The 24,133-nt window shown below is 58.3% G+C and carries 22 protein-coding genes; 13 read left to right on the forward strand and 9 right to left on the reverse strand.

Annotation, left to right across the window (positions count from 1 at the left end):
* Positions 1-47: 47 nt before the first annotated feature.
* The 3 genes from GTQ55_RS07810 to acnB all read right to left on the reverse strand — a co-directional run bounded on the left by GTQ55_RS07810 (position 48) and on the right by acnB (position 3,732).
* Positions 48-518 (reverse strand): DUF6942 family protein, encoded by a 471-nt coding sequence (locus GTQ55_RS07810; RefSeq protein ID WP_161858226.1) that lies wholly within the window; start codon positions 516-518, stop codon positions 48-50.
* Positions 519-590: 72 nt separating this feature from the next.
* Positions 591-1,022 (reverse strand): hypothetical protein, encoded by a 432-nt coding sequence (locus GTQ55_RS07815; protein ID WP_161858227.1) that lies wholly within the window; start codon positions 1,020-1,022, stop codon positions 591-593.
* 94 nt (positions 1,023-1,116) lie between these two features.
* The gene (gene acnB / locus GTQ55_RS07820; RefSeq protein ID WP_183946550.1) at positions 1,117-3,732 is read right to left on the reverse strand and encodes a bifunctional aconitate hydratase 2/2-methylisocitrate dehydratase; all 2,616 of its coding nucleotides are present in this window, start codon (positions 3,730-3,732) and stop codon (positions 1,117-1,119) included.
* A 379-nt stretch (positions 3,733-4,111) separates the two neighbouring features.
* Here acnB and GTQ55_RS07825 point away from each other — a divergent pair, with 379 nt between their 5' ends.
* The 3 genes from GTQ55_RS07825 to GTQ55_RS07835 all read left to right on the forward strand — a co-directional run bounded on the left by GTQ55_RS07825 (position 4,112) and on the right by GTQ55_RS07835 (position 5,983).
* On the forward strand, positions 4,112-4,573 hold the full coding sequence (locus GTQ55_RS07825) for a DUF1289 domain-containing protein (protein WP_161858228.1): 462 nt from the start codon (positions 4,112-4,114) through the stop codon (positions 4,571-4,573).
* A 74-nt stretch (positions 4,574-4,647) separates the two neighbouring features.
* Positions 4,648-5,526, forward strand: a complete 879-nt coding sequence (locus GTQ55_RS07830; RefSeq protein ID WP_237567917.1) for a lipid kinase — start codon at positions 4,648-4,650, stop codon at positions 5,524-5,526.
* Positions 5,527-5,533: 7 nt separating this feature from the next.
* Positions 5,534-5,983: a hypothetical protein gene (locus tag GTQ55_RS07835; RefSeq protein ID WP_161858229.1), complete on the forward strand. Its 450-nt coding sequence runs from the start codon at positions 5,534-5,536 to the stop codon at positions 5,981-5,983.
* A 6-nt stretch (positions 5,984-5,989) separates the two neighbouring features.
* Here GTQ55_RS07835 and GTQ55_RS07840 read toward each other — a convergent pair whose 3' ends face one another.
* Positions 5,990-6,949 carry a hypothetical protein gene (locus GTQ55_RS07840; RefSeq protein WP_161858230.1) on the reverse strand — a complete coding sequence of 320 codons (960 nt, stop codon included), beginning with the start codon at positions 6,947-6,949 and terminating at the stop codon, positions 5,990-5,992.
* A gap of 212 nt (positions 6,950-7,161) precedes the next feature.
* Here GTQ55_RS07840 and GTQ55_RS07845 point away from each other — a divergent pair, with 212 nt between their 5' ends.
* The gene (locus GTQ55_RS07845; protein ID WP_161858231.1) at positions 7,162-7,782 is read left to right on the forward strand and encodes a MiaE family protein; all 621 of its coding nucleotides are present in this window, start codon (positions 7,162-7,164) and stop codon (positions 7,780-7,782) included.
* A 17-nt stretch (positions 7,783-7,799) separates the two neighbouring features.
* Here the strand turns inward: GTQ55_RS07845 and GTQ55_RS07850 are convergent, their stop codons facing one another.
* On the reverse strand, positions 7,800-8,060 hold the full coding sequence (locus GTQ55_RS07850) for a DUF3081 family protein (protein ID WP_161858232.1): 261 nt from the start codon (positions 8,058-8,060) through the stop codon (positions 7,800-7,802).
* A 92-nt stretch (positions 8,061-8,152) separates the two neighbouring features.
* Between GTQ55_RS07850 and GTQ55_RS07855 the strand changes: the two genes are divergently transcribed.
* Positions 8,153-8,617 carry a DUF3429 domain-containing protein gene (locus tag GTQ55_RS07855; RefSeq protein ID WP_161858233.1) on the forward strand — a complete coding sequence of 155 codons (465 nt, stop codon included), beginning with the start codon at positions 8,153-8,155 and terminating at the stop codon, positions 8,615-8,617.
* A gap of 12 nt (positions 8,618-8,629) precedes the next feature.
* On the opposite strand, the gene GTQ55_RS07860 is transcribed toward GTQ55_RS07855, so the two are convergent.
* Positions 8,630-9,532: a hydrogen peroxide-inducible genes activator gene (locus tag GTQ55_RS07860; RefSeq protein ID WP_202620672.1), complete on the reverse strand. Its 903-nt coding sequence runs from the start codon at positions 9,530-9,532 to the stop codon at positions 8,630-8,632.
* Between the two features lie 173 nt (positions 9,533-9,705).
* Here GTQ55_RS07860 and GTQ55_RS07865 point away from each other — a divergent pair, with 173 nt between their 5' ends.
* Together GTQ55_RS07865 and GTQ55_RS07870 are read left to right on the forward strand one after the other, a co-directional pair.
* Positions 9,706-10,380, forward strand: a complete 675-nt coding sequence (locus GTQ55_RS07865; RefSeq protein WP_161858235.1) for a carbonic anhydrase — start codon at positions 9,706-9,708, stop codon at positions 10,378-10,380.
* A gap of 44 nt (positions 10,381-10,424) precedes the next feature.
* Positions 10,425-12,065, forward strand: coding sequence for a SulP family inorganic anion transporter (locus GTQ55_RS07870; protein WP_161858236.1), 1,641 nt, complete (start codon positions 10,425-10,427; stop codon positions 12,063-12,065).
* Positions 12,066-12,160: 95 nt separating this feature from the next.
* Here GTQ55_RS07870 and GTQ55_RS07875 read toward each other — a convergent pair whose 3' ends face one another.
* Genes GTQ55_RS07875 through GTQ55_RS07885 form a run of 3 tightly spaced genes read right to left on the reverse strand, consistent with a single transcriptional unit; the run spans position 12,161 to position 14,659 of the window.
* A complete protein-coding gene (locus GTQ55_RS07875; protein ID WP_161858237.1) occupies positions 12,161-13,315 on the reverse strand; it encodes a saccharopine dehydrogenase family protein in 1,155 nt (384 codons plus the stop codon).
* Between the two features lie 42 nt (positions 13,316-13,357).
* Positions 13,358-14,104 (reverse strand): UDP-2,3-diacylglucosamine diphosphatase, encoded by a 747-nt coding sequence (locus tag GTQ55_RS07880; protein ID WP_161858238.1) that lies wholly within the window; start codon positions 14,102-14,104, stop codon positions 13,358-13,360.
* 45 nt (positions 14,105-14,149) lie between these two features.
* Positions 14,150-14,659, reverse strand: a complete 510-nt coding sequence (locus tag GTQ55_RS07885; RefSeq protein ID WP_161858239.1) for a peptidylprolyl isomerase — start codon at positions 14,657-14,659, stop codon at positions 14,150-14,152.
* A gap of 164 nt (positions 14,660-14,823) precedes the next feature.
* On the opposite strand from GTQ55_RS07885, the gene GTQ55_RS07890 reads away from it, so the two are divergent.
* The 6 genes from GTQ55_RS07890 (at position 14,824) to GTQ55_RS07915 (ending at position 24,039) form a co-directional block, all read left to right on the forward strand.
* The gene (locus GTQ55_RS07890) at positions 14,824-16,497 is read left to right on the forward strand and encodes a glutamine--tRNA ligase/YqeY domain fusion protein (protein WP_161858240.1); all 1,674 of its coding nucleotides are present in this window, start codon (positions 14,824-14,826) and stop codon (positions 16,495-16,497) included.
* A gap of 6 nt (positions 16,498-16,503) precedes the next feature.
* The gene (gene cysS / locus GTQ55_RS07895) at positions 16,504-17,877 is read left to right on the forward strand and encodes a cysteine--tRNA ligase (RefSeq protein ID WP_161858241.1); all 1,374 of its coding nucleotides are present in this window, start codon (positions 16,504-16,506) and stop codon (positions 17,875-17,877) included.
* 127 nt (positions 17,878-18,004) lie between these two features.
* Positions 18,005-18,193, forward strand: coding sequence for a DUF3012 domain-containing protein (locus GTQ55_RS07900; protein WP_161858242.1), 189 nt, complete (start codon positions 18,005-18,007; stop codon positions 18,191-18,193).
* Positions 18,194-18,219: 26 nt separating this feature from the next.
* Positions 18,220-19,647, forward strand: a complete 1,428-nt coding sequence (locus GTQ55_RS07905; RefSeq protein WP_161858243.1) for a Wadjet anti-phage system protein JetA family protein — start codon at positions 18,220-18,222, stop codon at positions 19,645-19,647.
* A complete protein-coding gene (locus GTQ55_RS07910; protein ID WP_161858244.1) occupies positions 19,640-20,374 on the forward strand; it encodes a DUF4194 domain-containing protein in 735 nt (244 codons plus the stop codon). The genes GTQ55_RS07905 and GTQ55_RS07910 overlap by 8 nt, the downstream gene beginning before the upstream one ends.
* A gap of 26 nt (positions 20,375-20,400) precedes the next feature.
* A complete protein-coding gene (locus GTQ55_RS07915; RefSeq protein ID WP_161858245.1) occupies positions 20,401-24,039 on the forward strand; it encodes an ATP-binding protein in 3,639 nt (1,212 codons plus the stop codon).
* The last annotated feature ends 94 nt before the right edge of the window (positions 24,040-24,133 follow it).

Genomic DNA, 24,133 nt, shown 5'->3' on the forward strand with positions numbered 1-24,133 from the left:
CGGATCGTACCTTCCAATCGCTTCGGGGTGGGCTCCCTGTCCGCCCCTCAGCCTTTGCTATAGAACCCGAGTTGTACCAGCGCTGCACGAATCTGGCTTACTGTCGCATTTTTTAGCTGCCGGTAGTCGGGGTAGGGGGTTAGCAGTATCTGCCGTTCATAATCGATGGCGACGGCTGGCGCTTCCCTCAATGGCCTGGCATCCAGGCCGGGTATCTCGAAGCGCTGTAAATTGTCCTTACCCCCAATCCAGTGCCATGTATCGAAGGCCTTCAAGTGCGGAGCAAAGCACAGGGCAGTTTGCCGAAACAGCTCCCTATCCCTGAAATCGCGCCACTCCTCTCCCGGGCTCGCAACCTTGGCCAGCAATGTCACAATTTTGCGCCAGTGGTTCGAGTTGTTTTTTATTAGCTCGCGGGTATCGGGGTTCCCGATCAACTGCTCCAGCCCCTCGGGACGGTGAGGAAGATAGAGAATCAGCGATGGGCGCTCAGTGCCGAGATAGTCCAGTTCGGGCATGGTGATGTACTGCCGGCTGATAGGTTATTTGAGAGCCATCGTTCTTCTTAGTGATCCTGTTGTGTGGACTTGTCAGAGCAGCGTACAGGACGCCCTGGATTCTTGGTGAAACGCGGCAATCAGGGAGTACTGCAAGAACGGGGCGCAGGTGGTCAGGCAGTCCTTTATCCAGTAGTGAATATCTTCGGGATCCAGCGACTCGTCAGTGGCAGTGAATTGGCATTGCACCACATTGCGCGAGTCGTGTTCTTTTTCATCGTCGGTTACCACGATGGTAAGTGTAGAGGTGTCAACGTTCCAGCCGAAAAGCATGTACCTGGAGTCGTCCTGGATGTTGTTCTCCAATAGGCCACAGGCTTTATCAATGCAGGCATCGATTGCCTGCTGCATCTTCTCGTCTGAGGTAACTTCAAGGCTCGCGGAGTGTATGACGCGCTCGGAGCTATCCTCGCTGGTGGTGCCGGCGGGGCTGCCCGCATTCTCAATTGTCCACATCAAGTCCATGTTATGTCCTGGGTGACAGGGTTGTGAAAAAAAAACCCCGCTTGTGAGAGCGGGGCTTTCCATTGAGCGTCAGCTCGCTGTTTAAGTGAGAGACTTAAACAGCAACGTCCTGAATCTCGGTAGCGGCAATGCGCTTGCCTTCTTCGGCAGATTTCTGGAATTCCTCAATCTGGTCGAAGTTCAGGTAGCGGTAGATTTCCGCCGACATGGAGTTAAGGTTCTGGGCGTACTCCTGGTATTCCGCCGGGGTCGGCAGTTTACCCAGGATGGCGCCTACAGAAGCCAGCTCCGCGGAGGTCAGGTACACATTGGCACCATCGCCCAGGCGGTTCGGGAAGTTCCGCGTGGAAGTGGAGAGTACGGTGCTGTTCGGGGCTACACGTGCCTGGTTACCCATGCACAGGGAGCATCCGGGCATTTCGGTGCGGGCACCGGCTGCGCCGTAGATGTTGTAGTAGCCTTCTTCCATCAGCTGGTGCTCGTCCATCTTGGTAGGCGGAGAGATCCACATGCGGGTGGAGATTCCACCTTTGTGCTGCTGCAGCAGTTTACCGGCGGCACGGAAGTGACCGATGTTGGTCATGCAGGAGCCGATGAACACTTCATCGACCTTGTCGCCAGCAACGTCGGACAGCAGCTTGGCGTCGTCCGGGTCGTTCGGGCAGCAGACGATGGGCTCCTTGATTTCCGCCAGGTCGATTTCGATTACTGCAGAGTATTCGGCGTCGGCGTCGGCGCTCATCAGTTCGGGGTTTTCCAGCCACTCTTCCATGGCGCGTGCACGACGCTCCAGGGTGCGCTTGGAACCGTAGCCCTCAGAGATCATCCAGCGCAGCAGGGTAATGTTGGAGCGCAGGTACTCGGCGATGGCGTCTTCCGGCAGCTTGATGGTACAGCCGGCCGCGGAACGCTCTGCAGAGGCGTCGGACAGTTCGAATGCCTGCTCTACGGTCAGGTGATCCAGACCTTCGATCTCGAGGATGCGGCCGGAGAAGATGTTCTTCTTGCCTTTCTTCTCGACGGTCAGCAGGCCTTCCTGGATGGCGTAGTAGGGGATCGCGTGTACCAGGTCACGCAGGGTGATGCCCGGCTGCATTTCGCCCTTGAAGCGCACCAGTACGGACTCCGGCATATCCAGCGGCATGACGCCAGTAGCTGCGGCAAACGCCACCAGACCGGAACCGGCCGGGAAGGAGATGCCCATCGGGAAGCGGGTGTGGGAGTCACCACCGGTGCCCACGGTGTCCGGCAGCAGCATGCGGTTCAGCCAGCTGTGGATGATGCCGTCACCCGGGCGCAGGGAAACACCGCCGCGGTTCATGATGAAGTCCGGCAGAGTGTGCTGGGTGTCGATGTCCACGGGCTTCGGGTAGGCCGCGGTGTGGCAGAAAGACTGCATGGTGAGGTCGGCCTGGAAGCCGAGGCACGCCAGGTCTTTCAGTTCGTCACGGGTCATCGGGCCAGTAGTGTCCTGGGAGCCGACCGTGGTCATCTTCGGTTCGCAGTAGGTACCGGGGCGTACGCCGTCGATGCCGCAGGCTTTACCGACCATCTTCTGGGCCAGGGTGAAACCTTTGCCGGTGTCGTTCGGCTGCTCCGGCAGACGGAACAGGTCGGAGGCGCCAAGGCCCAGGGATTCGCGCGCTTTGGTGGTGAGGCCACGACCAACGATCAGGTTGATGCGACCGCCGGCCTGAACTTCGTCCAGCAGCACGTCGGACTTCAGTTCAAACTCGGACAGTACCTTGCCGTCTTCGGACAGGATCTTGCCTTCGTACGGGCGGATCTCGATGATGTCGCCCATGTTCAGGTCGTCGACCGGGGCTTCAAATACCAGTGCGCCGGCATCTTCCATGGTGTTGTAGAAGATCGGGGCCACTTTACCGCCGATACAGATGCCGCCGCCTTTCTTGTTCGGTACGCCGGGCAGGTCTTCACCGAAGAACCACAGTACGGAGTTGGTGGCGGATTTGCGGGAAGAACCGGTACCCACTACGTCGCCGACGAAAGCAACCGGGTAGCCTTTTTCCTGCACTTCAGCAATTTGCTTCATCGGGCCGGTAACGCCGTGCTCTTCCGGCTCCAGGCCGTCGCGGGTCATTTTGTACATGGCGCGCGCGTGCAGGGGGATATCCGGGCGGGACCAGGCATCCGGGGCCGGGGACAGGTCGTCAGTGTTGGTTTCACCAGTCACCTTGAATACCGCAACCTTGATGCTTTCGGGCACCTTGTTGCGCTTGGTGAACCATTCACCTTCCGCCCAGGACTGGATCACGTCTTTGGCAACTTCGTTGCCAGCCTTGGCTTTCTCTTCCACATCGTGGAAGGCGTCGAACATCAGCAGGGTGCCTTTCAGCTGCTCGCCGGCGAGTTCGGCCAGGTCTTTGTCGTCCAGCAGGTCAACCAGGGTGGAAATGTTGTAGCCGCCCAGCATCATGCCGAGCAGTTTGGTGGCGTGTTCGCGGTCGATCAGCGGGGATTCCGCTTCGCCCTTGACGATGGCGGTGAGGAAACCGGCTTTCACGTAAGCCGCTTCGTCCACACCCGGCGGAACGCGGTTGGTGATCAGGTCCAGGAGCTCCTGCTCTTCACCGGCGGGCGGGTTCTTCAGCAGCTCAACCAGGCCGGCAACCTGTTCGGCATTCAGGGGCTTGGGTGGGATATCTTGTTCGGCGCGCTCGGCGACGTGTTTGCGATAGGCTTCAAGCACGGATAATTCCCTCTTTGGTATATGGGGTGGAACCAACAGCTTTCCAGGAATCCGGAGGTGGATACATCGCCAACCGAACCCCGATTTACATCGATGGCCGCTGGAAGCGGGTGGCGAATTCTACAATAAACGCATACCGCTGTTAAGTTCGTTGAAAAATCAATAACTTACGCGAATTATCGCCATTCACCACACGAATAAAGGTCGATAAAATGGTCAGCTTGATGCTGAGAATCAATCGCATTTGTCGCCCCTAATATCCATCCGGTGAATAGACGAAACCCTCCATCAAAAATGCTATTCTGTGACGCTTCCTTTCACACCGTTTTATTTGGCCCGCCGGGAAATACCCGGCCGGAAGATGAGGTATTTCCACTTCATGGCGATCTATAAGAAAGTGCGCACGCCCTGCATCGGGGTCTGCTCCACAGGGATAGGTGACAACGTTTGCCGCGGTTGCAAGCGTTTCGCCCATGAAGTGATCGACTGGAATGCATATTCTGAGGAGCAACGCCGCATTATTGCAGAGCGCCGTGAAGGTTACCTTGCAAATGCCGTGCGCAGTCAGCTTGAAATCATCGACCGGGATCTCTTGTTGAGCCAGTTGCGCCACCAGCAGATCCGCTTCAACCAGGACGAGAGCCCGTACTGCTGGGTGTTCGAGTTACTGCGCGCCGGCGCCAGTCAGATCAACGACCTGGCCGCGTTCGGCCTGGCGCCCACCCTGGCGGCCAGGGGGGTGCCGCTGGTCGAGGTGCGCCGCCGGATTGATGAGGACTTCTACGCGTTGTCGGAATCCTATTATTTGCGCTTCGTTTCACCCGGCCTGCAGGCGGGCTGAACTCTCCGGTCAGGCGGTCGCTTACAGGGAGTATTACCATCGCTCAGCATATTTCAACGGATCGCCGCGCTCTGCTGGTTCGAAACCCGGGTAGCCGGCAAGGCGATAGCGCCGATCTCGACGCCGGTCTCGAAAGGCTGGAGGCTGCCGGGGTCCATGTGGACCAGCAGTTGTCGCGGTCCGCGGACCAGACGCGGGACATCATTCGGAAGCACTGTAATGACGTCGACTTCGTGATTATCGGGGGAGGTGACGGCACCATCAGTTCCTCTGCCAGCGTATTGCTCGAGTGCGGCCTGCCATTTGCCATACTTCCCCTTGGAACCGCCAACGACCTGGCGCGCTCCCTCGGTATTGAAAGCCTGGATCAGGCGTTTGCCACCATTTGTGACGGTCACACAACCAGGATCGATCTGGGGGTCGTCAACGACCATCTGTTTTTTAATGTGGCCAACCTCGGACTGGGTGTGCATGTCACCGAGGAGCTGACCCCGGAAGTGAAGCAGCGCTGGGGGGTGTTCAGCTATCTGAAGGCGCTGGCGGCAGCGCTTGCCCGCCATCGTCAATTCAGGGTATCGATCAATGTCGATGGTGCGGAGCATTCGATGCGCTCGATGCAGCTGGCGGTGGGTAACGGTCGCTTTTATGGCGGTGGCAATGTTGTCGATCAGAAGGCCACAATCGACGATGACCTGCTACACCTTTACAGCCTGAGGCCGCAGACGTTCTGGGAGCTGCTCACGCTTGCCCCTTTGCTGCGAGGGGGCCGACACGACCTTGCTCGGCGTATTTTTGCCACTTCCGGAAGGCAGCTGAACGTTTCCACACGTCCGTCCGGCATGGCGATTCATGCCGACGGTGAGCCCGTGACTCAGACTCCGGCTGCTTTTTCCGTGCGGTCGGCGGCACTTGAGGTTTTGGTGCCAGCAGACTCCCCATTACTGAATCGGTGACAGATTGATGAGCATATTGCGCAATGACACCCAGGTGGCGCTCAACGACTTGCACAGGGCGTTGCAGGAAAGTGCGGATCACTACCAATATGCGGCAGACTTCCTTGAAGGCTCCGCCGCCAGCGACGTGTGTGCGAAGCTGGTGCGAGAGAGACGAGGGCTTGCGGCCCGGGTGGCAGATGCCATCCGGGAATCCGGCGAGCTACCGGGTGAGGCGGATCGTGACCTGGAGGCTGCCGAGCAAATCAGGCAGCGTTTCGAGGCCCTGGTTGAGGGGGACGAAGTATCTGCCGTGGTTACCCATCGACTGGATGCTGAGGGGGAGTTTCTCGCATTTCTCGAGCGTGACGTGCGGCCGCTACTGGGGGATACGCACTCGGAGCTGCTGAGCGAGAGTCGGAAAAGTGTCGACCATGCCCGCGAGCTCCTCGGGTCACTGGGTGCGGGTGGGGAGTAGCGCGCTTTACTTTCCGGTGTGCAGGTAAACGCGGAGCGCCGGTAAAAAGGGGGCCGGGGCGATTCTCAGGTCGCGTCGCTGTCTTCTCCTGCTCGCCGGGGGCTCGTGTTCGACACGGGTGAACTCCGGCAAGCGTCTTGTCTCCTCGCTTTCCACCAGTACCGGCATCGCCGCGTATCCTACCTGGCGATAGCTTCCCTCATTCCCATTCTCTTCGTCGTAAAAGACCTCAGCCACCTGCAGGTTGGGGCGGCTCTGCACCTGCACTTGACGCAACATACCGTGCTGACTGGGGTGCAGGTCTGCGAGCAGCTGTCGCTGGTACTGAATGCCGGTGTCCTGTCCCTGGGGGTCGAGTTGCACCAGCTTGTGTTCACACCATGCCACGGTGACCTTGCGGATGGATTTGCGGGCCTTGATCCAGCTCAGTGCAATGGCGTCCGGCTTTTCAGGGCACAGCAGAATCTGCCGGTAGCACTGTCGCAGGTGGGTGCGCGGGTACCCGGCATCGGCGAGTGCGTCGCGCAGGCGCTCATTACGCTCCAGGGCAGGGCGGTCGGCCAGGCCGCTTTTGATCGCTCCGGTCAGCTGCTGGAAGGCGAACTTGGCCTCATTGAGTGACTGCGCGCTCCGAATGACGTTGCCGGGTACCGCGAGGATTCCGGGGATCTGCAGGGTTTGCCGTGCGTCGCCGAGTTCGCTCTGTTCGCAATAGTTCAGCTGGGAAAACAGGGCGGCGGTCAGGCTGAACGGAGAGTCGAAGCTCCGCTCCAGTTGTATGGCGGCCTCTTTGGCATACAGGGGCTCGAGCAGGTAGCTCTCCCAGGCTTGAGGGCTCTGCTCGAGCGACGCCAGTGCAGCACTCAGGTCTGCGGCACGGTGATGCATTGCATCGAGCGTGCCCGGGAGCTGGCGGATCAGTGTGGGCAACTCTGCGGCGCTTTTTTGTTCGGGGGAATCCGTCATCAAGAGGATGGCCTTCAGTGTGCATAAGAGCTGATATTAATACACTTAATAAGCCGTTATCAAATATCGCATGCTCTAACGTTCGCCGTACCCCCGTCGCAAAATCGACGGTTATCCAGAAGCGGGGGAGGCGCTATAATGCGCCGGCTTGCGGGTGGTGCCCGCGAGAGCAGCGATTGCTGCCCTTATTCATCCTATGTTGTCCGTTGCCCATGACTACCGAAGTGCCAGACCTTTCCGCGATTCACGAATTCCTGCTGTGCCCGACACCGGACGCCTGGGTGGAAGCCGCGCTGGCCGAGCCAGAGTTGATGCTGGTGGATCACGCCAACTGCGAGAAAAAGGCCGCGGGTACCGCGCTGAACCTGATGTTCCGCTATCTGGATAATTTCGAGCTGCTCAACAAGATGTCGAGGCTCGCCCGCGAGGAATTGCGCCACTTTGAGCAGGTGATCGCGATTATGAAAAAGCGCGGAATTGCTTATCCGCATATCAGTGCTTCTCGCTATGCCGCGGGACTGCGCAAAGAGGTCCGTGGTGCTGAACCGGGGAGGCTGGTGGATACACTCATCTGTGGCGCAATTATCGAGGCGCGCTCCTGTGAGCGGTTTGCGCGCATTGCTCCGCAGCTGGATGAGGAACTCCAGAAGTTCTACCTGTCGCTGTTGAAGTCTGAAGCGCGGCATTTCCGCGATTATCTGACGCTGGCGCAGAAGGCCAGTGGGGAGGACATTACGCCGCGGGTGAACGCCCTGTTGGAGGTTGAGCGCAAGCTTGTGGAAGAGGGCGACGGTGAGTTTCGTTTTCACAGCGGTGTGCCCGGGCTCGCCTAAACACGCTTGCATCCGGTTCAGCTACGGTCAATTTTCCCGAGTAGTTCAATGAACTCGTCCAGGTCCACCTGGTTGCGGTAGTCCACGGTAAATTTATTGTGGAAGAATATCGTGAGTTCCACCTTGGGCGAGTTTAGAAACACGGTGTACCCGTCGAAATCCGTGCTGGCGGTGAGCCCGCGGTAGCGCCAGCCTTCATCGGTTTTCTCGCCATGCTTGGTGATCTTGTCGAATACGCGCAGCGCCTGTTTTACATCAATCTTCTGTTCGAGTTCCACGCATCTCCCCGCGATCGGTTGATCTAAGCTTTAGTCTTTCTGATTGCCCATGGCTATTCGCCGGAGGCAGAATTCCCAGCATAGATTACGCCATGCGCTCTAACCAAGCTCACGATGCCATCTCAACCAGGCTGTTTGACGGGCTCGCCTACCTCGGGGTGCTGCCATTTGTCATCGGCATTGTGATGGCGTATGCCGATTTCAGGTTCGCCGGTATCGACGGCCGCCTCTGGTTTACCGCCTATAGCAGTGTGATTCTTAGTTTTCTGTGTGGTGTCTGGTGGGGCGGGGCGTTGAACCGGTTGGATCACAGCCACCGGCTGGCGCTGATGCTGTTGAGTAATGTCGTGTGTCTTATTGGCTGGTGTGCGCTGTTGTTTTATCGGTTCCCGTTTTCGCTGCCGGTGCTGGCGGCGTCCTACCTGTTTGTGGAGCGCGCGGAAGCGCGGCTGAAGCCAAACCTGCCATATTTCGCCGGCTATTTTGAGAGCCGAAGCCGGGTGACCTATCTGGTCGTTTTTTGTCATCTGGTGATGATCGGTGTTCTGTGGCGCTGACCACTTCTGCGATCAATTCCCGTCCTCGATTACCTTCACTACCTCGCCCAGCCTGTCGCCTACGATCTCTCGAATTTGCACCGCCAGCTCACGATACAATCGGCGGCTCGGCGTGCTGGCGCGCCACACAAGTCCATGCTGGCGGCGTATCGGCTTGGCTTTCAGTTCGCTGACGTGGAGCGCTTCCGGGTTGTGCATCTCCGAGTGCACGTAGAGACCGGGGAGAAATGCGACGCCGAGTCCCATCACTACCATCTGCCTGAGTGTGTCCAGGCTGGTCCCTTCGTAGTCTCGCTGCACGTTTGCCCCGAGGCTTTGGCAGATTTCTTGCACCTGATGGTGGAAGTGGTGTTGCCCTTCCAGCGTGAGGACTTTTTCACCGCGCAATTGGGTGGGACTGACGGTGGCCTTTCCCGCAAGGCGGTGGTCCGCCGGCACCACGAATTTTAGCGGCTCGGTAAACAGCGGCTCCACAGATAGGTCGTCCCGATCCACTGGCAAGGGGACGATGGCAATATCATAACTGCCCTCGCTCAACCCTCGCAGCAGCTGCCGCGGCGGTCCCTCGCGTACATACAGTTTCAAACGGTGGTGTCGCGCATGTAGTGCGGGCAGCACGTGCGGCAACAGGTAAGGCCCCAGGGTAGGGGGGACCCCCAGCTTGTAGGTGGTCTGCAGGCCTTGCGCGATGGTATCCGCATTTTCCCGGAATTCACGCATTACCAGCAGCAGCTGGCGGGCTTGTTCCAGTAGTTCGCGGCCCTCGGGTGTAAGCAGCGTGCCGGATCGGGAGCGCTCAAACAGTGGGAGCCCGAGCAGTGTTTCCAGGGATCGAATCTGGGTGGTCAGGGCAGGCTGACTGACACCGAGCTCTTCCGCGGCGCGCCGGTAGCTCGAGCGTGACGCGATGGTCACAAAGTACTCGATTTGTCTGAATGTGGGGGTTTGGGGCTGTGCTGGCAAAGTAACTCCGGCGTCTACCTGATAATAAATAGTTATCAACGATTAGTATTTTAACTTATTGAACTATCAAAAAATAATGCTTTCCAACCTGTTTGCCCATTTCTGTTTAGCAGTAAGGAGTTTCCGTGGAACATGTGATTTCTGGTGTGGCGAAGTTTCAGAAAGAAGTTTTCCCAACCAAAAAGGCCCGTTTCTCTGAATTGGCCGAGGGTCAAAGTCCCGAAGTACTTTTCATTACCTGTGCGGACTCCCGCATTGATCCGAACCTGGTTACGCAGACTGAGCCGGGTGAGCTGTTCATCTGCCGCAATGCCGGCAATGTGGTTCCTCCCCATAGCAGCCAGACCGGTGGTATGACGGCGTCCATCGAGTTTGCCGTGGCGGCGCTGGGTGTTTCCCACATTGTCGTGTGTGGTCATACCGACTGCGGGGCCATGAAAGGGGCGATTGAGCCGGAAAAACTCGACAGTCTTCCGCACGTGAAGGAGTGGTTGAGCCATTGCCGCTCTGCCACAGAAGTCGTGCGCGACCGTTGCGGTTCTCTGACTCATGAACATCTTGACCAGGTCACTTGTGAGAACGTCATCCAGCAGATGCAGCACCTCCGCACACATCCATCGGTTGCCACAGGCCTGGCAAGCGGCCGGGTCACCCTGCACGGCTGGGTATACAACATCGGCAGCGGCGATGTGCTCTGTTTCGACGAAGAAACACGCGAGTTCAAGCCTATGGATGAGCGCTACCGTGCGATGTTCGGTGATATGCCGAAAGAGGTCGCTGCTGGTTCCTGCTGTAGCTAATGCGCTGACACGGAAGTAAATGAAGTAAAAGAGGTTCAGCAGTAATGAAGTTCGATCTATCCAATTTGCGTGGCGATATTACCGGAGGTATTACCGCCGGTGTCGTTGCGCTTCCCCTTGCACTGGCATTGGGTGTCGCCTCCGGGCTCGGCCCGATGGCCGGTATGTATGGTGCCATCGCGGTGGGTTTTTTCGCCGCGCTGTTTGGGGGCACCGGACCGCAGATTTCCGGACCAACAGGCCCCATGGTGGTGGTGCTGGCCGGTCTGTTTGCGAGTCTTTCCGGAGATGCCTCGCTTATCTTTACCGCCGTCATTCTGGCGGGCTTGTTACAGATTGTTTTTGGGGTGCTGGGGATAGGGCACTACATCCGACTGGTGCCCTATCCGGTGATCTCCGGATTTATGACCGGTATCGGTGTCATCATTATTATTCTGCAGCTGAACCCGGTGCTGGGGCACGCATCACCCAGCGGGACCCTCGGAGCGTTGGGTAATATCCCGGAAGCGCTCTCGGCGATTCACCCGGCTAACCTCCTGCTCGGTATCGCGACACTGGTGATGGTGTACATGTGGCCCGCGAAGTGGGGGCGATATGTCCCGAGCCCGCTCGCCGCGTTGATTGTCGGCACATTGGTGGCGTACGTCGCACTGGATGTTCCGGTTCTGGGTAGCATCCCCACAGGCTTGCCGGAACTGCAGATGCCGGTTCTCGGTGGCGATAATATGGTGCTGGTGATAGAGGCCGCGATCATCCTTGCCATTCTTGGCAGCCTGGATAGCCTGCTCACTTCATTGGTGGCCGACAACATGACCCGTACGCGCCACCACAGCAATAAAGAGCTGATCGGTCAGGGCATCGGCAACACCGCGGCCGGGCTTATCGGCGGTATCGCGGGTGCCGGTGCCACCATGCGCACCGTGGTCAACATCCGCTCCGGGGGGCAGACACGCATCTCCGGTATGGCGCACTCGCTGGTGCTGCTGGCGGTGGCGCTGGGGCTCGGGCCCTTGGCGGAAAATATTCCGCAGGCAGTGCTGGCGGGTATTCTGGTTAAAGTCGGTCTGGATATCATCGACTGGAAATACCTGAAGCGCGCGCATCAGGGTCCCCGCTGGGATCTGTTGCTGATGGTGCTGGTATTGGGTATGACGGTGTTTGTCGACCTGATCACTGCGGTTGGGGTCGGTGTGGTGTTGGCCGCACTGGCTTACGTAAAGCAGGTGGCGGGGCTTCAGATCGAGCATCTGCGCAATCTGCCCGAGCACCTGGACAGTGATGAGGACAAGGCAATTCTTGAGCGTAATCGCGACAAAATCGCCCTGTTCGAGTTCAGCGGCCCGCTGAGCTTCGGTGCGGCCGCTGATCTCGGTCACCATGTGCGGGAGCAGAGTGGCGGCGGCGCCCAGGTGCTGATTCTGGACTTCTCGTCCGTGCCATTTCTGGATGTATCAGCAGCCCTTGCGGTGGAAACCATTGCTTCCGATGCCAAAAGTAGCAGCAAGCGTCTGTTGCTGGCGGGTATGAACGATGAGGTGCACAAGGTGCTAAAAGCACTGAATGGCCGCATCCCGGCTCAGGGTAGTTACCAAACCCTGAGCGAGGCATTACAGGCCGCGGAGGCTTCACTGAAGGAGTCTGAAAGTGGCGAGCCGCAGTCGCTGCCGGCGGCTGGCGCGAGTTAAGTAGGCCTTAAACTCGCTGCGCCATCGAATGCCCCGGATCGTCCCTCGAATTTATGTCGGGGGTTGGTTCGGGGCATTTCTGTTTTCGCTGGCGTTTATTTGTGGGCGGTTTCTACCGAGGTCACCACCGCATGGGGGGACAGCTCTGCCATGATTTCCCTGAGTGGAAGCAATTGCCAGCATGGCAACGCGCCCACGTCCGTATGGTTTCCCCGCAGAATCCGTCTGGCCATTGCGACTGCTGGCGCGGCGGGAATCCACGGGCCATCGCCATTCAGGCCCAGAATCTGCCAGCTGCCACGGGCACTTTGCCCATCGATATCCCCGTGAATTTCCACCAGCATGCCGCCGTGATCACTTCCGCCGGGCCAGCGTGCTGCCAGCCAGTGCCCGAGGCGGGCCAGATAGGGGAGTGGGTCGGGGATTGCGTCGGGTCTCCGTATGCGCGCCAGCCAGGCGCACAGTGCGAGTCCCCGTTGTAATAACTTTGGCTGTACGCCGGTGCCGAAGCGCAGGTTTTGTATTTCAGGGATGTGCTTCGGGATCAAACGGAGGTCCGGTACATCGAAGTTGCATACCCGGCGATCGCCCACAGGGTGACCCAGCGTGATTTGGCGCAGCTCAGCGCCACAGTAGCTCGGTACGCTCCGGCCATCGCGGAGCACCAGCATATCTTTGCCAAGTGACTCGAATCCTGCGCGCACCGTGGCGAAGCCGCGGCTGATACGGTGGGCGGGGGCGATGGTAATTTCGATGTCGTCGATACGTGAGAAGGGCTCGCCGAGCACCTGGATAACGGCAGAGCTGAGTGCCGGCAAGCTGCTGGCACCGCTGATCACGGTGCATTCCGCTTCCTTGGCCCTCTGGTTAAGCGTGGTTATATCGCTGACGAATGTGGTCGCGTCGGCGATATCCACATAGTGGATACCGTTGTCGATGCAGGCATTCGGGACGTGGTAATCCTGCTGCTGGAAGGGGCCGGCACAGTGAATGACCAGATTGAGGTTGAGGCCACGCAGTTGCGCCGTGAGATTGACGGATTCGTGATCAAGGCGCAGGCCTTCGAAGGTGGTATCCGGAAATTGCTGGTACAGCCGGTTGGCGAGGAGTTCCGCTTTGAAGCGGTCGTGTCCGGCGAGGATGATGTGGACACCGGTTTCACTGGCGAGCATTTCCGCAATGCGGCTGCCGAAGGTCCCGTAGCCTCCGAGTATCAGAACCCGTTTGCGCAACATTTTAATCGATGACAACTGGCTGGCTCCTGATCCCTGGCGCGTAATTCACGTGAATCGCTAGTCTGCCGTGGGCCAGTGGATCAGTTCAAGTCCCTTGTTGCTCGCATCGCCGGTATTTTCCGCTCGAATGCACCAGCCCAGGTCGCCCCAGTCCCCCAAAACGATGCGCTCGGCGGGTTCGCCGTCGATGGTCAGGGTGTGCCGGGCAGGGCGGTGGGTGTGGCCGTGTATCAGAGTGCGTACCTTGTGGTCGCGCATGACCCGTACGACTTCATCGGGAGTCACATCCATGATGTCTTCCGCCTTGCGGCTGTTCATGGACTTGGAGGCGGCCCGGATCTGCGCGGCAATTTGCCGGCGCTCGTTCAGAGGCTTTGCCAGAAGCGCCTGCTGCCATTGCGGATTGCGAGCCTGCTGGCGAAAGGCCATGTATTCCTGGTCCAGCGTACACAGGCTGTCGCCGTGCATGAGCAAGACAGGCTGGCCGGCGAGCTCCACCAGGCTGGGGTCGGGCAGCAGGGTGGCGCCGCAGCGTCGGGCAAAATCCTCTCCCAGCAGGAAGTCACGGTTGCCGTGCATCAGGTAGAGCTGCGGGCCACTGGCACTGTATTTGCGCAGTTGTTGCGCAACTTCCGCCACCAGCGGCGCATCGTCGTCGTCCCCGATCCATACTTCGAAAAAGTCACCGAGTATGTACAGGGCTTCGGCGCCCGCCGCGGGACCTTCGAGAAAGTCATAAAAGGCGCGGGTAATCTGCGGGCGGGATTCGTCCAGGTGCAGGTCTGATATCAGGAATGTTGCCACTGGTTGCTCCGCCCGGTGAGTGCCTTATGTTTTTTGCCTGTCCGCTTATTTATCGGAGTAGGCGTCGGAGATGGTCACACCGGTGATCTCGATGGTCTCGGTGGGTACATCCTGGTGGAAGCCGTTGCTGCCAGTGGCCACTTCTTTCATCTTGTTGACCACGTCCATGCCGTCGACCACCTTGCCGAATACGCAGTAGCCCCAGCCCTGCGCGTCTTTGGCGCGGAAGTTGAGGAAATCGTTGTCGTTGACGTTGATGAAAAATTGCGCAGTTGCGGAGTGCGGATCCATGGTGCGTGCCATGGCGAGCGTTCCGGTGTCGTTCTTGAGGCCGTTGTCGGCTTCGTTTTCAACCGGGTCGCGGGTGGGCTTCTGATCCATATTGGGGGTCATACCGCCGCCCTGGACCATGAAGTTGTTGATTACCCGGTGGAAGATGGTGCCGGTATAGAAGTCGTCACGGCAATACTGCAGGAAGTTGGCCGCCGTCTTCGGCGCCTTGTCAAAATCCAGCTCGATGGCGATGTCGCCGTAAGTCGTGTGCAAAGTGATCATAAAGTGTCCTGTCCGGGTCGGTTTGGGGCGGCATGATACTCTGTTCACAGGCCGACGCAAACATACTCCGGCAGGGTGTTACAACCCGAGGAAAACCCATGCGGCGGCAGTCATCTGCGTTATAATCCGCCGCTTAGTTCGAACAGCTGTATATAGAGAAAGCTATGACATCCGAGAGCAAGCCCGCTCACTTTTTGCAGAATATCATCCGCGAAGATCTGGCCGAGGGCCGCGTCAGCCAACTGACTACCCGTTTTCCGCCAGAGCCCAATGGCTACCTGCACATTGGTCACGCCAAGTCGATTTGTCTGAACTTTGGCCTGGCGAAGGAGTTTGGCGGCGAGTGCAACCTGCGCTTCGACGACACCAACCCGGCGAAAGAAGAAGAGGAATACGTGGATGCAATCAAGCGCGACGTGTCCTGGCTGGGGTTTGAGTGGGCCGGTGAGGCCAAGTACACCTCGGACTATTTCGATCAACTGCACCAGTGGGCCATAGACCTTATCAAGCAGGGCAAGGCCTACGTCTGTGACCTGTCTCCGGAGCAGGCCCGTGAGTACCGCGGTACCCTGAAAGCGCCCGGCAAGAACAGTCCCTTCCGGGATCGTTCGGTCGAAGAGAACCTGGACCTGTTTGCGAGAATGGCAGCGGGCGAGTTTGATGAGGGCAGCTGTAGCCTGCGGGCCAAGATTGATATGGCGGCGCCGAACATCAATCTGCGTGACCCGATCATCTACCGCATCAAGAAAATGGCCCATCACCAGACCGGTGACAAATGGTGCGTGTACCCGAGTTACGACTTTGCGCATGGCCAGTCCGACGCGATCGAGGGCATCAGCCATTCCATCTGTACACTTGAGTTTGAGGACCACAAGCCGCTGTACGACTGGTTCATCGAGAACCTGCCGGTTCCGGCCCGCCCGCGCCAGTACGAGTTCGCGCGGCTGCACCTGAATTACACCGTGGTGTCGAAGCGCAAGCTGAAGCTGCTGGTCGATGAAGGTTATGTGGATGGCTGGGATGATCCGCGCATGCCGACCATCTCGGGCATGCGCCGTCGCGGCGTAACCCCGGCTGCGATCCGCCAGTTCTGCGAAATGATCGGCGTGACCCGCTCTGATTCCACTGTGGATGTGGGCATGCTGGAATACGCGATTCGCGATGATCTGGATAAAAATGCTCCCCGGGCCATGTGTGTTATGGAACCGCTGAAGGTGACTCTCACCAATTACCCGCAAGGCCAGCAGGAAATGCTGAGCGCGCCGGGGCACCCGGTGCGCGACGATCTGCCGGCTCGTGAGCTGCCGTTCTCCGGCACGCTGTATATCGAAAAGGAAGATTTCCGCGAGGAGGCCAACAAGAAGTACAAGCGTCTGGTCCTCGGCAAGAAAGTTCGGCTGCGTAATGCCTATGTCATCCAGGCGGATGAAGTGGTCAAGAACGATGCCGGTGAGATTGTCGAAGTGCTGTGTTCTGTCGATCTGGATACCCGCGGTAAAGATCCGGCCGACGGCGTAAAGCCGAAAGGCGTGATCCACTGGGTGTCTGCGGAGAACAACGTCGATTGCGAAGTGCGTCTTTACGATCGTCTGTTCAATGAAGAGTCCCCGGATGTGGGTGATAAAAACTTCCTGGAATCGGTCAACCCGGACAACCTTCAGGTCCTAACCGGCTGCAAGGCGGAAATCGGTCTGGCGGAAGCTCAGCCTGAAAAGGGCTACCAGTTCGAGCGCAACGGCTACTTCTGTCTCGACAGTAAATACGGCAGCGCGGAAAAGCCGGTATTCAACCGCACCATCGGCCTGCGGGATTCCTGGGCCAAAGAACAGAACAAGTAAGTAGTAATGGCATTACATCTCCACAATACGTTCTCCGGAAAAAAAGAGCTTTTCACTCCGCTGCAGGAAAACCGCGTACGCATGTATGTGTGCGGCCCTACGGTATACAACCGTGTACACATTGGTAACGCGCGCCCGGCTGTGGTGTTCGATACCCTGTACCGTGTATTGAAAGCCGAATACGACGATGTGGTCTACGCGCGCAATATCACCGATATTGATGACAAGATCATGAACACCGCGCGGGAAAATGGCGAGGAAATCGGTGCACTGAGCGCGCGCTTCGCGCAGGCCTATTTTGAAGACATGCAGGCCCTGAATACCCTGCAGCCCGATATCACACCCTATGCCACCGAGCACCTGCCGGAAATGATCGCGATGATCGAAAGCCTGGTGGAGAAGGGGAACGCCTATGTCGCGGATGGACATGTACTGTTCGCGGTACAGTCCATGGAGGATTACGGCAAGCTTTCCAAGCGCTCCCTCGACGACATGCTGGCCGGTGCCCGCGTCGAAGTGGCGCCGTACAAAAAGTACGCCGGTGACTTTGTCCTCTGGAAGCCGTCTAGCGACGAGGAGCCGGGCTGGGATAGTCCCTGGGGCCGTGGCCGGCCAGGCTGGCACCTTGAGTGCTCGGCGATGATCAAAAAGCACCTCGGCGACACCATTGATATCCATGGCGGTGGTCGCGACCTCACATTCCCTCACCATGAAAACGAACGCGCGCAGAGCTGCTGCGCCAACGGTGTGGATTTCGTGCGTTACTGGATGCACAACGGTTACGTCAACATCGACGGCGAGAAAATGTCCAAATCCCTGGGCAACTTCCGCATGGTCAATGACCTGCTTCAGCAGTACCCGGGTGAGGTTCTGCGTTTCGCACTACTGTCTGCGCATTACCGTTCAGAACTGAACTTTAGCGCTGACCTGCTGGACCAGGCCTGGCGCACTCTGGATGGTTTGTACGGCGCATTGCGCGAAACCCAGAGTGTTGAAGTGGCGACCGCCGACCTGAGCGATTCTGCGTTTATGGCGGCGCTAAATGACGACCTGAACACGCCAATTGCGATCAGCGAGCTACACCAGCTGGCCCGTGACCTGAATAAGGCGGAAGATGCAGAAAAGCCGTCGCTCAAAGGTAAGCTGCTGGCAGCGGGCGAAATGCTCGGTATCCTGCAGCTGGACCCGGAAGCCTGGTTCAAGCAGTCCCGTGGCGGCGACGAAATCAGCGAAGCCGATATTGAAGCCCTGATTGCCGAGCGCCAACAGAGCAAAAAGGACAAAAATTTCGCACGCGCCGATGAAATTCGTGAGGAACTCAAGGCCAAGGGCGTCGTACTGGAAGACAGCCGCGAAGGCACCAAGTGGCGCCGGGAGTAATCCGCATTTCGTAGGCGGCCTCCGCCAGCAGGCCAACACTGGCGAGGCTCGAGTCGCTTCGTCTGCCTGCAGGCTGGCATCTGCAAGGTCAAACAATCTCGTGATAAAAGAAATAACGGAAAACAATATGAAAAAGTTATTCACCATTGCCACCGCATCCATTGCCGTCATTACCCTTACGGCGTGCGAGCCCAAGCGCGGTTCGGAAGCCTGGTGCAAAAAAATGGATGAAACTCCCAAGGGTGAGTGGAGTTTCAATGACGCTGGTGATTACACCAAGTTCTGCGTACTGAAGCAGAAGCCTGAAGACCAATAAGAGTCTGACTTCACGGAAGCCTGCCGTTGTTCTTTGCAGATTCTTACCAGCATTTCTTTCGCCCGCTCACCGGTAAATACCGTGAGCAGGTGGTCGAATGCCTGCGTCTTTTATACGAACGCCTGTATACCGCCAAGGCGGATTATGGTGAGTCGCTGACCCGCGAGCAGATTCTGGAGACCTTTGCCGAGGCGCTCACGCGCGCACCGCAGCTCGACAGTGACGGCAGCTCGGAGCCCGAAGGTCGCTTCCGCAACCTGCGCGAGCAGTCGGTGTGGGTGTTGAACAGCCTGGTGGAATACGGCTGGCTGGAAAAGCTGGTGGACTCCGCCACGCTCACCGTTTCCTATCCATTCAGCCGCCGCGGGCGGCTCTTTACCCAGCCAATGGTGGAGCTCAACAGCACCCGCGTACGCACGCGCCACCGCAATACCCGCAATACGCTCAATGCACTGGAAGCATTTGCCAGCCGTGGCGAGGTATATGACCTGATCGACGCCTGGGAGTACTCCGAGCGTATCGTTGCCGACTTCACCGATATGATCGCAGAGCTGGAAGAGCGCAAGCGCGAGCTAGTGCGTGAAGTCGAGGCGCAGATCCTGGTGCAACAGGCAACCGACGAATTTTTTTCGTTTATGGAAAGCCGTTTTCAGCCAGACATCGCTATCCGTCTGTCTGCAGACAGCGTGGAAAAGCATCGCGATAGCATAGGCCGGGTTATCGGCAAGATCCGTCGCAAGGACAATGAACAAAAGGCCGAGTGGGAGCGGCGGTTGCGTCAGCAGTTGCCCGAGCTGTACGCCGATGGCCAGTCCGTGCTGTGGTTGATGCTGGACACCATTGAGGATCGCATGCGTCGGGCATGCGAGGTGAAGTTACCTGCGTTGCGCCAGGCACTGCAGGGTTTTACCAAGCGCGCAGAGATCATTATTCGGCAGCTCAGCTATTTGCAGAGCAGCACCGAAGGCGCCTTTACCGATCTATGTCAGGATCTGGGTAAGGCGGGCAACCGCGATACCCTGCTGTCGGAACTCGGGGATCAGTTGGCTTCGTTTCAGTTGCGTCTGTTCGACCCCAAACAGACGCAACTCTGGCAGCGTAGCCGCCGTCAGCCAGTCAACACTCTGGTGGAAGACGAGGCGCCCATCACCGACGACAGCCAGCGTGACATCCTGTTGCAGCAGCTGCTGGACCAGGCATTCAACTTCAACAGCAGCGACCTGCGAAATTATCTCTCCACTGCGCTGGGAAGCGGCCAGCGGGTCAATAGTCGTGACCTGCCACTGAAAGACGCCCGTGACCTGCTGGCCATGAGCCACGCCCTGGAAGCCGCGGCGGTATCACAGGACGGCAGCGGCCCCTTCATGCAAGTGACGTTTACCGGCGAAGTCGCCAGTAATGATTTCTTCCAACAATTTGACGAATATACCCTCGAGCTTAAAAACCGTGATTGAACAGGCCCTGGATGAAGCGCTGGCCCAGTGCCGGCTCACCCGCAGTGAATTTTCCGAGCTACTGGTGCGGCTGCTGGATTACGGCGTTATCTGCCGCGATGAGAGTAATATCGAAACGCTGCTGTACGACCGCTTCCAGCGCTGTGAGCAGGTGATTCGCGAGTGGATAGCACCACTGGGACTGCGATTGCAGCATGACAGTCGCTTCCAGTTTATTCGCGTTTATCCCCCCGGCTCGGAAGTGCCCGGCATGCCCGACCAGGAAGAGCCGCACCACGGTGGCTTTCGCGCACGCTTGTCGCAACAGGAGGTGGCTGCGATTCTGGTATTGCGGGTCGAGTATGACAAATCCCTGCGCGAAGGGCAGGTGGATGACCAGGGTTGTGTGGCGCTCACGCTTGAAGCATTGGAGCTGGGCTTGCGCAACCTGTTGAAGATGTCCCTCCCGGACAAGCTCGCGGAGCGCAAACAGCTGCTGAAAAAACTGCGCCAGCTGCGCCTGATCCAGTTCAACGGAGAAGACAGTGACGTAGCCGTCGAAACCCTGATGCGGGTGCGCCCGACGATTGCGCAGTTTGTGAGCGAGTCAGCGCTGCAGCAATTACTGGAAAGCCAATCAGTAGATGGTGTTCCAGGCGCGGCAAAGCCTTCTATTGATGCGGAACCGGAAGAGCGGATTACGCCGAGTAGCGAAGAGCATAGCCTGTTCGCTGAATCCCAAGAATAAATCTATATACCGAGCATTCGAAACGTATGTTTCTGAAAAAACTCATTCTGATCAATTGGGGCAATATCCCCCAGCTGGAATACGACTTCGGGCCGATCAACCTGTTTTCTGGTGGCAATGGCTCCGGTAAAACCACGGCGGCCGATGCCATCCAGACCCTGATGACAGCGGCCCACGACACACTGTTTACCTTCAACCCGGGGCAGGATGAAACCACCCAGCGCGGCCGTGGTGGTAAACAGGTGCGCACGCTTGCCTCCTACGTGCTCGGTTGTGATGACGGTAGTTATGCGCGTTTGAAACCCACGGACTGTTATATCGTGGGTAATTTCTATCCCACTGATGGGGAAGACGGCGAGCCGTTTACCGCCATTATGGGCATACGCGCTCACCTGGATACCAGCACCAAGCCGGCGCAGGCACGTCAGGACAGTCTCAAGTTTTTCGTTGTTCCCGGTGAGCAGCTGGGGATGACTGACTTCATAAAGGAGTACAAGGACGGCAAACACCTGCTGCCCCTGGACAAGTTCTATAGCGTTGTCGGCAAGCAGTTCGAGCGGGTAGAGCAGTACGACAAGAAGAAAGCGTATCTGCGCCGCCTCTACGGTGCGCTGCGCGGTCGCAAGGATGCGGTGCCCGACCGCGAGGCGACCCATGCGGCACGTACCTTCGCGAATTTCATGGCGTACAAGCCGGTAAAAAGTATCAACGATTTTGTTGCCCAGGAAGTGCTGGAAAAGCGCGATCTCGGGGAAGCCATCCGTTCGGTATCCGAACTGATGAAGACGATTCATGGTATGGAGCTGGAAGCGCGGGAGATTGTCGAACGAGTCGATGCCCTGCAGCGTATTGCGGAGTCCGCAAACGTTTACACCGAGCAGTGGTTGCAACTGCGCGTGCAGGAATACCTGCAGGCCAAGCACCAGCAGCTGCGCGTGCAGAAAACCTATCTAGAAGGGAAAAATCGACAAAAAGAAACCCGCGCGGAGCTGGAGCGTACCGCACAGGAAATCCAGCAGTCCGAGAGCAGAACCCGTCACCTGAGTGAGCAACTGGTGAGCATCCAGGCGCAGCGACAGGGCGTCGCTGCACTGCGCAGTAAAGATGAACTGGACCGGAACATTGCCGAGGCGAACCGGACCCTGTCATCGCTGGCCGGGCCACTGGCGGCACAACAACAATTGCATGTTTCTAACCAGGCGGCTGCTGGCGAGCTGCTGTCCCTGCTGAGCACGACCTCGGTATCCCTTGAGATTCCCGCATTCAGTGACGGGGGGCTCGTGAAATCGCTCAAGGCGGTCGGTCGCGGAGACGCATTGCCACAGCTCGATGGGCTCCTGGCCAAGGACTGGATTGACCTCGCAGCCCAGGAATCCCTGCGTGAACAGGTTGCGGCTACGGAGGCGGCACAGAACCGGCTGGTGCGCCAGATGACCGAGTCCGAACCGGGTGAGGTCACCCTGCGCGACCAGGTAAACGACCTGGTATCCCGCGGCGAGCTCAAGGTACAGCAGCTACAGAAGCAGTTGCATGCGCAGGAATCCCGCATTCACCACCTTCAGTCCAATCGCGTGCGCTATCCGCAGTATGTGGATCAGGCACTGTCGGCGATTCGTGAGCAATGCCCCCAGGCAGAACCCCAGGTACTGTGCGACTTTGTCGAGGTGCTGGATGAGCGCTGGCAGATGGCGGTGGAAGGCTACCTTGGCGGCGCGCGTTTCTCGATCATCGTCGACCCGGAGCACGAGGCCGAGGCAATCGCCATCGTGCGCGCCATGCCCGGCAGAAGCAACCGGGCGCGGGTCATTCAGGGGGACAAGGCGCGTCGCGATGCGGAGCGTATGGAGTCACCGCAGAAGTCCATCATCGACTTGATGACCTTCAGTCACAAAACCGCCGAGTACTATCTACGTGCGTCTTACGGCACAGTGCTGCAGGTGCGGGATGCGCAGGAGCTGCGCGGAACTCGTCGCGGTCTGACACCGGAAGGGTTGGCCAGCGGCAACTACAGCATGTGGCGCTCTGATATCGATGACAGTGAACTGGTATTCGGTCAGGGTGCACGCGCGCGAGCACTGGCCGCGCAGGAACGGGCGCTGCAGCAGTTGCTGAAAGAAGCGGGGCAGATACACGAGCAGCAACAGCAACTGCGCAACCTGGCCCAGGCCGTGCGGAGCCTGGCGCCTCTGCGGCTGCTGGATTCCGTCGACAGCGCACTGGATGCCCAGCGCAAGGGGCGCAATGCCGAGCAGGCACTGGCGAACCTGGATCTCGACGACGGCCTGGAGCTGGAGCAGCAGGCCAACGAGCTGCACGAAAAGCTTGAAACCGAACGGCAGCAGGGCGCCGGCCTGCAAAAGCTGGCGGGCAAGCTTGAAACCAATCTCGACAATATTGGCAAGCAGTTGCATGCGCTCTCGGCACAGCTCGATCAGCTGGATGACGCGCTCACCGATTGCGAAGCGGCGGTCCAGCGTATAGCCCAGATTACCCCGGATTTCGACACCGAGTCGGTTTTGCAGCGGGCGGATGATCAGGCGGCGCAGGCGGACGACGGATTCGATTTCTCGCAGGACGTGGCCGAGTGGCGCGGTCTGTTGCAGAAATACAGCCATCAGCTGCTGAAAGCGGTGATGGACTACAACAGCAGCTGCAGCACCGGGGACACGCTGTCTTTCGACCCCGATTTTGCCGGCGGCCACAGCGAGGCGCAGTTCAAGCTGGTATGCCAGTTGGTGGAGCAGGTGACCGCATTACGCAATCGCCTCAAAAACAATCTGTTGATGGACCGCCATGAACAGCTGCTGGGTCTCAAGAAGTCCTTTAACACCACTTTTGTCACCCATCTATGCCATGCCATTTACCAGTCGATCAACGATGGCAAGCGGGTACTGGATGACCTGAACGGCGAACTGGAGCACCACCGCTTTGGTGCTGACCGCGAGCGTTTCCGTTTCGATTACCGCTGGGTGCCCGAGTTCAAGGAGTACTGGAACTTCTTCAAGGCGGTGATCGAGCTGCCCAATCTCGGGGAAGAGCAGAGTCTGTTCGACGCCGACCTGGATCCCAAGTACCAGCAGGTTCGGGACAAGCTGCTGAACATGCTGCTGAGCGAAGACGAGCAGCTGGCGCGCCGGGAGCTCGACCGCATCAGCGACTATCGCAATTATCGGAACTACGAGATTTACAAAGAGCCCCAGGGCAAAGAGCCCATTGCGCTCAGCCAGTATGGAACCGGCTCTGGCGGCCAGCTGGAAACGCCGGCCTACATCATCCGCTCCGCGGCAGTCACCTCGGCCTTTCGCTTCAATGACGGCAACAGCCACCTGAAAATGGTGCTGGTAGACGAGGCCTTCTCAAAGATGGATGAGTCCCGCTCCCGCGAGGTGATTCGCTACCTGACCGAAACCCTGGGCCTGCAGTTGCTGTTCATTATGCCGAGCAGCAAGTCAGGGCCGTTTATGGATCTGATCTCCAACCAGTTCGTATTCAGCAAATGCCCGAGTCCCAAGCCGGTCGGGGAGTTGAACACGAGGGTGTATGTGGACCGCAAGGTGTGCAACCAGGAGAAAATCGCCAAACTCTGGGCAAACCACCGCAGGACCATTCGCCAGCAGGCAAGCCTGGAGTTTCTGGATATGCTGGAAGAGCCGGTCACTATTTGAACTTGCGTTTTACGCGCCAGTTCGCGGAAGATATCCCGGGTTACGGTAATATTACCGGGTAATTACTATTTATCGCGCTTGAGCAGGGGAGGCT

The organism is Microbulbifer hydrolyticus (genome assembly GCF_009931115.1).
GTDB classification, from domain to species: Bacteria; Pseudomonadota; Gammaproteobacteria; order Pseudomonadales; family Cellvibrionaceae; genus Microbulbifer; species Microbulbifer hydrolyticus.

What these genes read in the sequence shown, in the direction of transcription:
- GTQ55_RS07810 (WP_161858226.1), bottom strand. Translation starts at nt 518, where the DNA reads ATGCCCGAACTGGACTATCTCGGCACTGAGCGCCCATCGCTGATTCTC.
- GTQ55_RS07815 (WP_161858227.1), bottom strand. Translation starts at nt 1,022, where the DNA reads ATGGACTTGATGTGGACAATTGAGAATGCGGGCAGCCCCGCCGGCACC.
- GTQ55_RS07825 (WP_161858228.1), top strand. Translation starts at nt 4,112, where the DNA reads ATGGCGATCTATAAGAAAGTGCGCACGCCCTGCATCGGGGTCTGCTCC.
- GTQ55_RS07835 (WP_161858229.1), top strand. Translation starts at nt 5,534, where the DNA reads ATGAGCATATTGCGCAATGACACCCAGGTGGCGCTCAACGACTTGCAC.
- GTQ55_RS07840 (WP_161858230.1), bottom strand. Translation starts at nt 6,949, where the DNA reads ATGACGGATTCCCCCGAACAAAAAAGCGCCGCAGAGTTGCCCACACTG.
- GTQ55_RS07845 (WP_161858231.1), top strand. Translation starts at nt 7,162, where the DNA reads ATGACTACCGAAGTGCCAGACCTTTCCGCGATTCACGAATTCCTGCTG.
- GTQ55_RS07855 (WP_161858233.1), top strand. Translation starts at nt 8,153, where the DNA reads ATGCGCTCTAACCAAGCTCACGATGCCATCTCAACCAGGCTGTTTGAC.
- GTQ55_RS07870 (WP_161858236.1), top strand. Translation starts at nt 10,425, where the DNA reads ATGAAGTTCGATCTATCCAATTTGCGTGGCGATATTACCGGAGGTATT.
- GTQ55_RS07885 (WP_161858239.1), bottom strand. Translation starts at nt 14,659, where the DNA reads ATGATCACTTTGCACACGACTTACGGCGACATCGCCATCGAGCTGGAT.
- GTQ55_RS07890 (WP_161858240.1), top strand. Translation starts at nt 14,824, where the DNA reads ATGACATCCGAGAGCAAGCCCGCTCACTTTTTGCAGAATATCATCCGC.
- cysS (WP_161858241.1), top strand. Translation starts at nt 16,504, where the DNA reads ATGGCATTACATCTCCACAATACGTTCTCCGGAAAAAAAGAGCTTTTC.
- GTQ55_RS07900 (WP_161858242.1), top strand. Translation starts at nt 18,005, where the DNA reads ATGAAAAAGTTATTCACCATTGCCACCGCATCCATTGCCGTCATTACC.
- GTQ55_RS07915 (WP_161858245.1), top strand. Translation starts at nt 20,401, where the DNA reads ATGTTTCTGAAAAAACTCATTCTGATCAATTGGGGCAATATCCCCCAG.